This window comes from Nocardia sp. Marseille-Q1738 (assembly GCF_965283145.1).
Map to the genome: position 1 here is coordinate 1 of NZ_CBDIMS010000010.1, position 13,543 is coordinate 13,543.

Genomic DNA, 13,543 nt, shown 5'->3' on the forward strand with positions numbered 1-13,543 from the left:
ACCCTGCCCTTCGGCATCGTCATCCCCCTCCCCGGACCACCGCCTGCACCCGCGGGCTGATCGAGCCGAGGCGCACACCTGCCCGCCGGTCGGCAAGCAAGGGGTGCGGCGCAACTTCGACGGCGCCGAGCACCCGTTCGCCCCGAAGGCCCGCACGCTGGCCGACTGGGACGGCCACCTGGCAGCAGGTCGCCGAGGCCGCGGCGGCGATCACCGGCACGGGCGGCGTCTACACCGACTGCCTGACCAAGACCGCGACCGCCAGGCTCGACCGAATGCCGGAGGGCGCGACGCTCCACACAGCACGGATGCGGCGTACGGATGCGGCCGTGGAGGCCATTGGAGGATCACTCGCCACGCATCATTCATGACGCATGGCTATCCACTGGCGGCGCCGCTCGCGGTATCCCAGCATGTGCCGCCCGGTGGTGGGCAAGCATGCCAGCGGCCGTCCAGCATTACGGGCGCCACGGCGAGTGTCGGAATACGGGGACGTCACCTGGCACGCGGCTCTGGCGGTGCCGTATGCCCCCACTGCTGTCGTGGCTGCCGTATCGCGTGTGTGCCAGGTGGCCGAGCACTCTGCGACCGCCTCATTGGTAGTACGCAGGGCAACTGGCCAATCGTTGGCTAACTCCGTAACGAACCTCTATTAAGGGCATTCGATGCGAGGTGAACTCATGAGCGCCACAGTCGGAATATCAGCGGAGCAGACCGTGGTGCGCGGGGTCGTGCTCTCGGTGCAGCAGGGTGGGCCGCCGACCGTGTTGCGGGAGGTCGAACACCCGGTCGAGCACTCGGCCGCCGCGTCGGTCGCCGCCACCCTCGAGGCGTTGACGGGCGCGGATGCCGACATCGAGATCGACGACGTCGCCGTCGCGTACCGCACGGTGCCCGAACGTCGGGCGATCGTGTCGCACCTGTCGACGGCAGCGTGGCATTCGTCGTCGCTCGTATCGGCCAAAACGGCTCTGCTCGCGTTGCTCGACGAGGTACCGGGCCTGGCCGAGTACGGCACTCTGCTGGTGCTGGAGGTCGTCGGCTACCACACGTCCTACCTCGTGGTCGGACCGCGGCGCGACGAGATCCTGACCGGGGACTCCTGGTCGTCCGGCGTGGTCGACGCGGATACCGCGGGCGAGGCGATCGGCCGGATCCGGCCGGAGCTGGAAGCGGCCGGATTGCGGCCCGACGCCGTCTTACTGTGCGGCACGTCGGCGGGGAAGCCGGAGGTGGTGTCCGCGGTGCGAGTCGGGCTCGCCACACCCGTGATCATCGCACCCCACTTCGCCAACGCGGCCGCGTACGGCGCCGCCTTGGCGGCGGCCGCCCCCTTCCGCAGTGTTCCAACGGCAACGGTTCCGGCTGGGCGGCGTCATACGGGGCGGGCGATCCTGGTCGCGGCGGCCGTCGCCGCCTTGGCCGGTGGAGCCGCCGTTGCGGTCGTGCAGGCGCCCGAGGACCGACCGGCGAACACCGAGATTCGCGGCCCCGCGGCGGCCCCGGCTCCCGCGCAACAGCCAATGCCGGAGGCCCAGCCGGTCATCCCGATCCCGGCGGCCCCGCCTCCCGCGGTCGACCCCATGCCCGTGGCGACGACGCTTCCGTATCCCGAACCGTCTCTGCCGCCCGCGCCGCCTCCTGTGACAGCCGAGGCCCAACGACCCATCGAGCCGCCCCCGCCCATGCCTCCCGACCTACTGCCGGGTCAGCCCTTCCCGGGGCAGCCCCCGACACACCGGCCGCACCCGACGACGTCGGCACCCGAACATGCTCCGGCTGCCGCCGGTGCACCCGATGACACCTTCCTCTTGCCCGGCGAGTCCCCGCCCCCGTCCTGGGACGCCGATCCAGCGGTCGTGCAGGCATGGTGGGACAACCATTGGAAGCTGAAGGAACGCGCGATCCAGGGCGGCTGAGCCGAGCCGGAAACCCATCCTGACCGAGCGACCACCGCAGAGTGCTCATGAGGGCCGCGGTATCGGCTCTTCGCATCGATCCCGCGCCATAGGAGGGGACAGGCGCAGCTGCGAGGTGCGCATGGCCTCGGTCTCCGGACGAGTTGCGCCCGGTATCCTGCTCCCTCAGGGAGGAGGGCGCCTCGTGTCCGTGCAGCCTGGCGACATCTTCGCCGGTTATCGCATCGTGCGCCGGATCGGTGCGGGCGGGATGGGGGCGGTGTATCTCGCCGAGCATCCGCGATTACCGCGCAGGGACGCGGTGAAGATCCTCGATCCGGAACTCGGCGCCGACGGGGAGTTCCGCGCGCGGTTCGAGCGGGAGGCCGAACTCGCTGCCCGGCTCGAGCATCCGAACGTGGTCTCCATCTACGACCGGGGCGCCGAAGGCGAGTTGCTCTGGATCGCGATGCGGTACGTCGACGGGCTCGACGCGGCCGAATTGGTGCGCCGCGGCCCCGCCGTGCTGCCCGCTCAGCGGGCGGTGCGGATCGTCGCCGCGGCGGCCCGTGGGCTGGACGCGGCGCACCGCAGCGGACTGCTGCACCGCGACGTGAAACCGGCGAACATTCTGGTCTCGACCACCGACGACGGCTCGGACGCGGTCCGCATCACCGACTTCGGGATCGCCCGTTCCCTGGACGCCACCGCGGCACTGACCACAACGGGATCGGTGCTGGCCAGCTTCGCCTACGCCGCACCCGAGCAGCTGACCGGCGCGCCGCTCGACCACCGCGCCGACATCTACTCCCTCGGCTGCACTCTCTACGAAATGCTCACCGGAACCGTCCCTTTCGGTCGTCGCACGCCCGCGGCGACCTTGCAGGCGCATCTCTACGAACCGCCGCCGCGACCGTCGCAGGCGAACCCGATGCTGCCGCAGGCGATCGACGAGGTCGTCGCCCGGGCGATGGCGAAGAATCCGGCGTCACGATACGCCAGCTGCGGCGAAATGGCGGCCGCGGCGCTGCGCGCACTGGAGTCACCACCGAATCTCCCAGCCCCCACGGTATTTCGGCATGCCCCGCCACCGCGAGCGCGAAGCGGACTGCTGGCGTTCATCGCGGGGATGGTCGCTCTCGTCGTGATCGCGGCGCTCGCCGTGGTCCTGGTCCGTACCGGCGAACGAATCGGACAGCCGGTCGCCGCCGCGTCGTCGACCGTGTCGCCGCCGTCCACGACCGGCGGGGTGACCACCACGGCGGTGTCCGCGTGGGGAGCCGCCGCCTACATCGTCGACGCGTTCCCGAACCTGCTTCCGGCCGACCCCGAAGGCCTTGGCTACCAAGGGATGCGCTGCGCACTCAACGACGACCGCGGCGCGTGGCTGCACTGCCCGGCCGCCACCGACGACGGGATCAACGTCAACATCCGCTGCGACCCGTCCCGTCGTCCGGTGACCTATACGTCCGAGACACTCGGCCGCACCGACCTGCGCGAACAGCCATGGACGCGGCCGTCGGGCAGCGGCACGGTCCGGTGGGCCACCGACAACCTCGCCGGCTTCGGCCTGCTCGACGTGGCCTTCACCGATCCGCACCGCAATTTCTGCACGGTCAGCGCGTCCGGCGGGAACGGCGGCCAGGATGTGTACGACAGATGGTGGATCGGCGCGCCGATCTGAGCCGAGGAACGGGACGGGTATGGCGTTGCGCGCGGGGTCGGTCTTCGCCGGATATCGGATCGAGCGCACGCTCGGCGCCGGCGGCATGGGGACGGTGTACCTGGCGCGCCATCCACGGCTGCCGCGCTCGGTGGCGTTGAAGGTGCTCGACGTGTCCGCGGGCGCGGATCCCGAATTCCGCGCCCGGTTCCAGCGTGAAGCCGAACTGGCGGCGCGACTGGATCATCCGAACATCGTGGAGATCTACGACCGCGGCAGCGAGGACGGGCAGCTGTGGATGTCGATGCGTTACGTGGCGGGTTCGGACGTGGCACGGTTGCTCGCGGGGAACGCCCTGGCGCCGAGCCGGGTGGTGGAGATTCTCACCCAGGCCGCGGACGGGCTCGACGCCGCCCACCGGCGCGGCCTGCTGCACCGGGACGTCAAACCGGCGAATCTCCTGGTCGCCCCCGGCGACGACGGTCGCGACCAGGTGTTCGTCACCGATTTCGGCATCGCGCGCAGCCGCGAGGACACCACCGGACTGACCGCAGCCGGAGCGCTGATCGCCACGCTCGGTTACGTCGCGCCCGAACAGATCAGCGGCGAGCCGCTCGACCACCGCTGCGATGTGTACGCATTGGGCGCCACGCTCTACCAGATGCTCACCGGCACCATGCCTTTCGTGCGCGGCACGCCGGCGGCGGTGCTGCGGGCGCACCTGGCCGAACCACCGCCGCGGCCCTCGGCGGCCGATCCGGCTCTGCCCGCCGAGCTCGACGCCGTCATCGCCACCGCGATGGCGAAGCGTCCCGCGGACCGCTACGACAGTTGCGGGGCACTGGCCGCCGCCGCGGCCAGGGCACTCGCCCCGCCGCGCCGGGAACCTGTCGGCATAGCCGAGCCCGCGCCGCCCACACGTCCGGCTCCTCACCTGCTGGTGGCGGCGGCCGGAGTGCTGCTGCTGGTCACCGCACTCGCCGTTGCCCTCACCGTGCGAGGGAGCACGGTGACGGGGAAAGGCATCCCGAGCAGCGCAACCCTATCCGCTTCCCGGCAGCCCTCCGCGCCCCCGAGCACCACCGCTGCCTCGTCCGCCTGGGGCCGCAATGCCGAGCTCGTCGCCCTGTTCTCCGGACTGCTCCCGGCAACTCCGCAAGGCGTGGGCTATCAGGGCGCGCGCTGCACCGACATCAACGTCGTCAACAACGGTGGCGCCGCAGCGCTCGAATGCCGACAGGACAACGGAATCCATTGGTACGTATGGTCATTCCGGCGCGGCGACCCCCGGCGCGACTCGGCCTTCGACACCAACATCGACAACGACACCACGCGCCGGGACACCTGGCGCAGGACATCCGGATCCGGACGAGTGCGCTGGAGTTATTACCCGGGCGGCAACACGGGACTGCTCACAGTCGGATTCGACGACCCCGCCCGGGCCTGGATCGTCCTCGATGTCTCCTGGGATCACCACACCGGCCAGGACCTGTTCGACCAGTGGTGGCAATCGGCGCCGCTGTGAGCCATCACGCACCGGCGGCACCGGCTCGCGGCCGATAAGCTGGCCGGGTGAGCGCACTAACGGCCGGATCGGTGGCGATCGCCCAGGACCTGGACGCCGTGACGACCCGCGGCCCCGAGGACGACCCCGCGGACGCCGGGCTCAGCCGCGCGGACGTCGAGTCGGTGTGGGAGTCGGTGCGCGCGTGGTACCGCCTGGGCACGACCCCGGCCATCCAGGTGTGCCTGCGCCGCAACGGCAGGATCGCGTTGAACCGGACCATCGGTCATGGCTGGGGCAACGCGCCCGGCGACGGGCCGGACGTGGTCGAAGTGCTCGCCACGCCGGACACGCCGTTCTGCGGTTTCTCGACGGCGAAGGGCGTCGCCGGTGCGCTGATGTTCATGCTCATCGAACAGGGCGCGTTCGGCCTGGACGATCCGGTGTCCGACTACATCCCCGAGTTCGCGGCGAATGGCAAGGCCGCCATCACGATCGGCGACGTGCTGTCGCACTCCGCTGGGATTCCCTTCGTCACGCCGCCCTACCAGGGTGTCGACCTGGTGCTCGACGAGGACCTGGCCGTGCGAGCGCTGGCCGATCTGGTCCCGAGCTGGAAGCCGGGACGCTTCCGCGTGTACCACGCGTTGACCAGCGGACTGATCCTGCGTCTGCTGGTGCGGCGGGCGACTGGAAAGCGCCTGCGCGAGCATCTGTCCGAACAAGTGCTCGAGCCGTTCGGATTCCGCTGGACCAGCTTCGGGGTGCGTCCCGAGGACGTGGACAAGGTGGTGCCGAGCGTCAAGATCGGTCCACCCCCGTCGCGGCTGGCGACCTATCTGGCCGGCAAGGCGATCGGTGGACGCATGGACCGCGCGTCGCGGTCGGCGACCGATGCCTTCCACACCGCCGAGCTGCCCTCGGGCAATCTGATCACCACCGCGTCCGAGCTTTCGCGGTTCTACGAGATTCTCACCCGGGGCGCACCGGACGGTCGCCGGATCATCTTGCCGGAGACATTGCAGGAGGCGGTGCGGCCGGCCCGTTGGATACCGGGCGTGGCCGGACGGGTCAGCCGAGCGGGTTTCGAACTCGGCGGGCGCAGGTCGAAGTTCGGCCGCGACACCGGAGCGCACTTCGGCCGCAGTGGATTGACCACCCAGTACGGCTGGGCGGACCCGGCTCGCGGGCTGTCCGGAGCGATCCTCACCAGCGGCAAGTCGACCACCGACACGAAGCGGCCGTGGCAGCTGGTCGCGCAGATCTCCGCCACGGTGCCCGCCGACCAGTAGCACGCGCTACTCACACAGGGGTCTCGATCGCCTCCACCAGTGAGAAGACCTCGGCCATCTGACAGATCTAGTCTGTTAACTCGCTTGTTGCCGCCCTGTGGGGTTGCGCTAGGGCGAGCGGAACAGACTGACCCGTCGGCTCTATGGCGGTGAAAGCGTTGGTGTTGATGAGGATTGATCACGACGTGGCGGCGAGCGGGTTCCGGCACGAGGTGTTTCCCGATGAGCGCGGACGATTCGGCGTTTTCGGCGGCAGATTCGTGCCCGAAGGACTGATGGCCGCGCTGCTGGATCTCGAAGAGGCCTACCGTCTGGCGCAAGCCGATTCGAGCTTCGTGGCGGAGTACCGGGAATTGTTGCGCGACCGTGTCGGACGGCCCACGCTGCTGCATCAGGTGCGGCGGTTCGCCGAGTTGCTCGGCGTGCCGGGCGTGCGGGTGTATCTCAAGCGCGAGGACATGGCCCACACCGGCGCTCACAAGATCAACAACGCGCTCGGGCAGGCGCTGCTGGCCCGGCGGATGGGCAAGAGACGGATCGTCGCCGAGACCGGCGCGGGCCAGCACGGCGTGGCCGTGGCGACGGTGTGCGCGATGCTCGGCCTGACCTGTGTGGTCTACATGGGGACCGACGACATGCGGCGCCAGGCGTCGAACGTGGTTCGGATGAACCTGCTCGGCGCCGAGGTCCGACCGGTCGACAGCGGATCCCGCCGGCTCAAGGACGCCATCAGCGAGTCGGTCCGCGACTGGGTGGCCAACCTGGACACCACCCACTACTTGTTCGGCACCGCGGCCGGGCCCGCGCCGTACCCGCGGATCGTGCGGGATTTCCAGACGGTGATCGGCGCGGAGACCAGACACCAGATCGCGCGCGTCGAAGGCAGGCTGCCCGATTACGTCCTCGCCTGCGTTGGTGGCGGCAGCAACGCCATCGGTGTCTTCCACCCGTTCACCGACGACCCGCAGGTGCGGTTGATCGGCGTCGAGGCGGCCGGGCTCGGGGTCGACACCGGCGCGCACGCGGCGACGCTGAGCATGGGCAGCCCGGGTGAGATCGACGGCTCCTACAGCTACCTGCTGCAAGATGAGGACGGCCAGATCGCGCGGACCCACAGCATCGCGGCCGGACTCGACTATCCAGGCGTCGGCCCCGAACTCAGCCATCTGAAAGACAGTGGCCGGGTCAGCTATCGCGCGGCCACCGACGCCGTCGCGCTGCGCGGGATGCAGGCGCTCAGTCACACCGAAGGCATCCTCGCCGCGCTCGAATCGGCCCACGCCGTCGGGCATCTGCTGGAGATGGCCGACCGCGGCGAGGTTCCCGACGACTCGGTCATCGTGCTGTGCCTGTCCGGCCGCGGTGACAAGGATCTCGCCGTCGCCGCCGATCGCCTCGGCGTGGCATAACCGCTGCTATCGTCGGAGGCGTTCATGGCGCGGGGGAGGGACCGCGCGCTTCACCCGCGCACGAGGACGAGCCCTCTTGAAGTATGTATCCCGCCTGGTCCCGTTCCTGGCCATTCCCGCCGTGCTGTTCCTGCTGCCGTGGTGGACCTTGGTGGCGGCGCCCACCCAGGGAACCGGCTCGCTGTTCTGGCTCGGTTCGGCGCTGTTCGCGGTGGCGTTCGCCGGTCTGCCCGTGTCGATGTATCTCGGCCACGGGCCCGTGCAGTCGGATGCCGCCTCGATCGTCGGCGACACGCTGCTCGGCGTGATGTGGGTGGTGTTCAGCTGGTCGGTTCTCGGCAACCTCGCGCGCCTCGGGCTCGCCGTCGCCGGGGTCGGTGATCCGGCCCGCTCCCGGATCGTCGCGGCGGGCGTGCTGGCCGCGGCGGCCGTGCTCGTCGTGTGGGGTGTGGTCGAAGCGCGGCGGGTGCCGCGGGTCCGCACCGTGGAGGTATCCATCCCCGGACTCGGACCCGCGCTGGACGGCCTGCGCTTGGTGGTCGTCACCGACACCCATTTCGCCGCGCTCGACCGATTGCGCTGGTCGGAACGCGTGGTCGACGTGGTCAACGCGCAACGTCCCGATATCGCCTGTCACGTCGGTGATCTCGCGGACGGCTCGGTGGCGAAGCGTCACGCGCAGGTCGATCCGCTCGGCAAGGTCGAGGCCGAGCTCGGCCGGTTCTACATCACCGGCAATCACGAGTACTTCGGCGACGCGCAAGGCTGGATCGACCACATGAGATCCTTGGGCTGGCAACCGCTGCACAATCAGCACGTGACGGTGCGCCGCGGCGACGATCAACTGGTGATCGCGGGCATCGACGACCCGACGGGCGTCGGCCTCGCCGGTCATGGCCCGGACCTTCCCGCCGCCCTCGCGGATGCCGACCCGGGCGCGCCGGTCGTCCTGCTCGCCCACCAACCCAAGCAGATCACCGACGCCGCGGCCGCCGGTGTCGCACTACAGATCTCCGGCCACACCCACGGCGGCCAGATCTGGCCGTTCCACTATCTCGTTCGGCTCGACCAGCCCGTCGTCGCGGGACTGAGCCGCCACGGCGGCACCCAGCTCTACACCAGCCGGGGAACCGGGTTCTGGGGGCCGCAGCTGCGGGTCTTCGCGCCGAGCGAAATCACCGTGCTCGTCCTGCGTCCGCAGTAGCCGGGCGCGCCGGGCGTACGGGCAGCGTGCCCGCCTGGTCAGCGGCTGCCGCGGGTGCCTTCCGGCCGGCTGGTGGCATCGGGCTCGGGTGGGGGCGAGACCGGACTGCCGGGACTCCACGCTTCGGTGACGCCCGGAATCCCATCCTGGACGACGTAACTGGCGCGGGTGTGAATCGGCGCGCCGGGACGGCGGACATAGGGCACCACGCGGAAATCGTTGCGCCAGACTCGATGATCGAGTTCGACGCGGACATACCCGCGCTGCGCGTTGAAGAACTTGAGGTCGGGGTTCGCCGCGAGCAGCACGCGGCCCTTGGCGGTGAGGTCGCCGCCGTCGCCGTTGCTCGTGATCGATGTTCCGGTGAATTCCGCCGCGACCACCGGTGATTCCGGATCGGTGTAGTCGCGCCGCAGATCGGCGGCATGGTTCTCGTGCCGGTCGCCGGTGATCACCACCAGATTGCCCGCACCGCGCTCCGCGGCGGCGCCGAGCACGGCATTGCGATCGGCGACGTAGCCGTCCCAGGAATCGGTGGACACTCTGACCTGAGGGCCCGGGTCGATGTCGTTCTGGCTCATGCCCACCTGGTTGCCGATGATCTGCCAGCGGGCCGGCGAGTGGATGAAGCCCTCGATCAACCAATCCCGTTGCTCCGCACCGAGAATGGTGCGGGCGGGGGAGAACCGGTCGGCGCAGTCGGCGACCACGGCGCCGTCGCACGCCTGCGCGGTACGGTACTGCCGGGTGTCGAGCATCGTGATCTCCGCGAGATCGCCGAACCGGAAGCGGCGGTGCAGGCGCATGCCCTGCCCGGACGGCAGTGCGGTGCTGCGCAGTGGCTGGTGCTCGTACATGGCCTGGAAGGCGGCGGCGCGGCGGCGGCGGAACAGGGCGGGGACGCGCCAGATGTCGAGCCCGATGCCGGGCGTGCCGGCCGCCCAGTTGTTGTCGACCTCGTGATCGTCCATGGTGACCAGCCACGGGAACGCGGCGTGCGCGGCACGCAACGGTTCCTCGGCCTTGTACAACGCGTACCGCAGCCGGTAGCCCGGAAGATCGACGGCTTCGTCGCGGAAATCCGGACCGATCGCGAGGCCCGCGCGTCCGTTCACCCAGGCGCGCTCGTAGATGTAGTCGCCCAGATGCACGACCAGGTCCAGGTCTTCCCGGCTCAGGTGTTCGTAGGCGGTGTAGTAGCCCGAACTCCACGACTGGCACGAGGCGAACGCGAAGCGCAGCCGTGCGAAAGGCTGCCCCGGCGGCGGGGCCGTGCGAGTCCGCCCGACCGGGGATATGGCCGAGCCGGCCCGAAACCGGTAGAAATACCAGCGATCCGGCGCCAACCCGTGTACCTCCGGATGCACACTGTGGGCGAGCGCACGGGTGGCGAGTGCTGTGCCGCGGGCCGCCACCTGCCGGAAGTGTTCGTCGTGGGCCACTTCGTACTCGACGGTCACCGGATCCAGAGGCATGCCGCCGAGCCCGTCGGGCGCCAGCGGATCCGGCGCCAGTCGCGTCCACAGCACCACACTGTCGGGAGCGGGATCCCCGGACGCGACGCCCAGTGCGAAGGGATCACCCAGCCAGCGCGGCGCGGGGAACCGGGCACTGCTGGCCGCGGCCGTTCCCACCAGCACCGCGACCGATCCCGCGGCGCCTGCTCGTAACACTTCCCGACGAGAGAGGGCCATACATCAGCGTACGGCCGCTCCCGATCAGGAGAGGGACCCGAACCCGGTGCGGGTCAGAGCAGTCCGCCGCGACGGGCGTGCTCGAGCGCGTCGACCCGGGAATTCGACCCCAATTTGCCGTAGATACCACGCAGGTGCGTTTTCACCGTATTGACCGAGACACCGAGGTCGGTGGCGATCTGCTGGGCGGTGCGGCCGGACGGCAACTGCTTGAGCACGGTCATCTCGGTGCGCGTCAGCGCGGGGTAGGCCGACCTGCGGTGTACCGCGGGGTGCCGCCGTATCCCGGCGGCGAAGCTCTCCGACCGGCCGAAACGGCCCGCGTAGCTGTCCAGCAGGGGCAGAGCGGCAGGTATGTCGAGGAACGGCCGGATGAGGCGCTGCGGGGCCGCGGCGTTCAGCGCGTTCTCCAGTGCGGTCAAGGCCTTGGCCGGCGCTCCGGCCTCATGCTGGGCCGAGGCGTACAGCAGCCATCCGGTGATCGCGCTGACCGGACGCAGATCGATCGCGTTGTCGAGCAAGGGTTCGAGGATGGCGCAGGTCGCCTTGGGGCGATCGGCCGCGGCGCTCAGGGCAGCGTCGGCCATGCGGACCTCGGACAGGTCGCCGACGATGCCGCGGGCTCGCTCGACCAGCAGCTGCGCGGTCCTGGGATCGTGCACGCGCAGCAGCGCCCAGACCACCGGCAGGATCAGGCTGGCGGTCGCCGATGGCAGGGTGCGGTGCTCCACCAGCATGAGCAGGCTCCGGCGCAGCGCCTCGACCGCGGCCGACGGCTCCTCGCTCCGCTCCAGGTCGAGCAGCCGCCCGATCACGTGGCCGTGCCACCCGGCGACCGGACCGGACGACCCGTCGTGCTCGACGTGTTCGGCGAGGACGGCGCTCACCTGGGCCGGATCGGGCGTCTCGCCTTGCAGGTAGGCGCCGTAGGCGGCGACGGCGGTCGCCTGGACGGCGTCGGTGGCCTCCAGCAGTCCGTGCGCGCCGGCGATGGTCAGGGCGTGGGCCGCGCGGTCACGCATCGCGGTGGCAGCGTCGACGGCGTTCGCGGCGAGCGCGAGCCGGGTGAGCGCCCGCAGCACCAACCGCGGCCGCCCGGCATGCTCGGCCAAGGCCAGGCTCGCGTGCAGCAACTGTTCGCCGCGCGCGACCGCGCCGCCGGCGACCAGCCCGCTGGCGACCTGAATCGCGGTGTACGCGTCGAGATCGGGGTCCCCGGTCGGCGCGATCTCGTCCCGGAATTCACCGAGTGCGGTCCCGGTGGTCGCCGCGACGTCGATCGCCGCGGCGAGCGCTAGGGTGTCGACTCGTTCGGCAGGGGCGAAGGAGACCTTGCCTGCACGGCGCGCCATCGCCGTGTCCAGGCACGCGACCGCGGCGGCGGTGCTGCCGCGCACGAGCGCGTCGACAACCCGCACCAGCCACAGGAACGGGTCGTCGAGCAAGGTGGGCGCCGACTGGGCGAGCCCGTCGAACAACGTGTCGCCGGCTCCGTCGAGAACGATCCGCAGCGCGCAGTCGGACAGGAACGCGCACAGGCTTTCCCGGTCCGGACCGGCGAGAAAATGGGGCAGCGCGGTCGCGGGCAGGCCCGCGGAACACAGCCACCGCGCAGACTGGCCGTGCAGGTCCGCGCACAGTTGTGGCCCGAGCCGATGCACCTCGGCGCGGAAGTAGGCGCGCACCATGGGGTGACAGGCGTACCACACCTCGTCACCACGCGAATCGACGCTGATCGGGAAATCGATCCGGTCGAGTTCGTGGAGATAGTGTCCCGCGCCGCCGCCGACGAGTTCGTCGGCGAGTTGCTCGGTGAACGACACGGGAATGCTGGTGTAGGTGAGGAATTGGCGCAGTGCGGGCGGCAGTCCTTCGACGAGTTCGCCGCCCAAGAACTCCGCGACGGCGCGTGGTGGCCGCGCGAGGATGGCCAGCGCCGCGGCCCGGTCGTCGGAACGGGCGGCCAGATGGGCGGCGGCGATGCGCACCAACGCCGCCCAGCCATGGGTCAGCGTGCCGAGCGTGTCCAGCTCGGTGTCGGTGAGCTCGCAGCCGTGGTCGCGACACAACGCGTCGATCTGACCCGGTGTGAAGGCGAGCTCGCTCATGCTCCAGCGGGTCAGGCGCGACTGGAGATCGAGGACATGCCACCGGATCGGCGGAGCGAAGCGGCCACACAGCACCGTCGTGACGGTTGGCGGCGCGTGGTGCAGGAAGTATTCGACTCCGGCGAGCGCGAGCGGATCGGCGATCAGATGAGCGTCGTCGAGTACGACTACCGTCGGCGTCGCCCGCGTGGCGAGCGCGTCGACGAGCGCCGCCGCGCCCGCGGTCGGCGGCCCGCCGCGCTCGGCGGTGGCGATGCCGAATCGAGTGTGCAGCGCGGCCCAGAGCGACGCCGGGTCGTCGAGTTCATCGGTGATGGTCAGCCACGCCACGTCCGGTTCCCCCGCGGTGTGCCGAGTCGCCCAGTCGGCCAGCAGGACGGTCTTTCCGGTCCCCGCGGGCGCGCAAACCAATAGCACACCCCCGTTGCCAGCGTTCGAGACCGCGTCGACGGCGGCGAGCAAGTCCGTTCGCGGAATCGGCGCGAAGGGCAACGCCGGTATCTCGGCAGCTGTTTCCGCTGCGGAAGGGATGCGGCGTAGAGCGGGGACGTGCGATGTGGTCACCGTGCCTCCCGGGCCGTGTGCTGACAAATCACTACCGCGCCTAGCTCCCGGAACTTACCCAGCGGAAAGACCGCTCGATCCGATCGGGTGCGGTCGTTATGGAAATTTCATCCCGGACGGGTGTGCGGCATCGGAGCCACCCGGAACGGGTGAAGTGCCGAACGGTGCGTGTGGTGGAGATTCGACATGCGTCCATTACTTCCCAGA

At 70.3% G+C, this 13,543-nt stretch carries 8 protein-coding genes; 6 read left to right on the top strand and 2 right to left on the bottom strand.

Annotated elements, in window-relative coordinates:
- Positions 1 to 680: 680 nt before the first annotated feature.
- The 6 genes from ACWPXK_RS28030 (at position 681) to ACWPXK_RS28055 (ending at position 8,970) form a co-directional block, all read left to right on the top strand.
- The gene (locus ACWPXK_RS28030; RefSeq protein WP_454199166.1) at positions 681 to 1,919 is read left to right on the top strand and encodes a hypothetical protein; all 1,239 of its coding nucleotides are present in this window, start codon (positions 681 to 683) and stop codon (positions 1,917 to 1,919) included.
- Positions 1,920 to 2,103: 184 nt separating this feature from the next.
- On the top strand, positions 2,104 to 3,582 hold the full coding sequence (locus ACWPXK_RS28035) for a serine/threonine-protein kinase (protein WP_454199167.1): 1,479 nt from the start codon (positions 2,104 to 2,106) through the stop codon (positions 3,580 to 3,582).
- Positions 3,583 to 3,601: 19 nt separating this feature from the next.
- On the top strand, positions 3,602 to 5,086 hold the full coding sequence (locus tag ACWPXK_RS28040) for a protein kinase domain-containing protein (RefSeq protein ID WP_454199168.1): 1,485 nt from the start codon (positions 3,602 to 3,604) through the stop codon (positions 5,084 to 5,086).
- A 47-nt stretch (positions 5,087 to 5,133) separates the two neighbouring features.
- On the top strand, positions 5,134 to 6,357 hold the full coding sequence (locus ACWPXK_RS28045; RefSeq protein ID WP_454199169.1) for a serine hydrolase: 1,224 nt from the start codon (positions 5,134 to 5,136) through the stop codon (positions 6,355 to 6,357).
- Between the two features lie 167 nt (positions 6,358 to 6,524).
- On the top strand, positions 6,525 to 7,766 hold the full coding sequence (gene trpB, locus ACWPXK_RS28050; protein ID WP_454199170.1) for a tryptophan synthase subunit beta: 1,242 nt from the start codon (positions 6,525 to 6,527) through the stop codon (positions 7,764 to 7,766).
- A 76-nt stretch (positions 7,767 to 7,842) separates the two neighbouring features.
- On the top strand, positions 7,843 to 8,970 hold the full coding sequence (locus ACWPXK_RS28055) for a metallophosphoesterase (RefSeq protein WP_454199171.1): 1,128 nt from the start codon (positions 7,843 to 7,845) through the stop codon (positions 8,968 to 8,970).
- A gap of 38 nt (positions 8,971 to 9,008) precedes the next feature.
- On the opposite strand, the gene ACWPXK_RS28060 is transcribed toward ACWPXK_RS28055, so the two are convergent.
- Both ACWPXK_RS28060 and ACWPXK_RS28065 read right to left on the bottom strand, forming a co-directional pair.
- Positions 9,009 to 10,664, bottom strand: coding sequence for an alkaline phosphatase D family protein (locus tag ACWPXK_RS28060; protein ID WP_454199172.1), 1,656 nt, complete (start codon positions 10,662 to 10,664; stop codon positions 9,009 to 9,011).
- A gap of 53 nt (positions 10,665 to 10,717) precedes the next feature.
- Positions 10,718 to 13,336, bottom strand: coding sequence for a LuxR C-terminal-related transcriptional regulator (locus ACWPXK_RS28065; protein ID WP_454199173.1), 2,619 nt, complete (start codon positions 13,334 to 13,336; stop codon positions 10,718 to 10,720).
- Positions 13,337 to 13,543 lie beyond the last annotated feature (207 nt).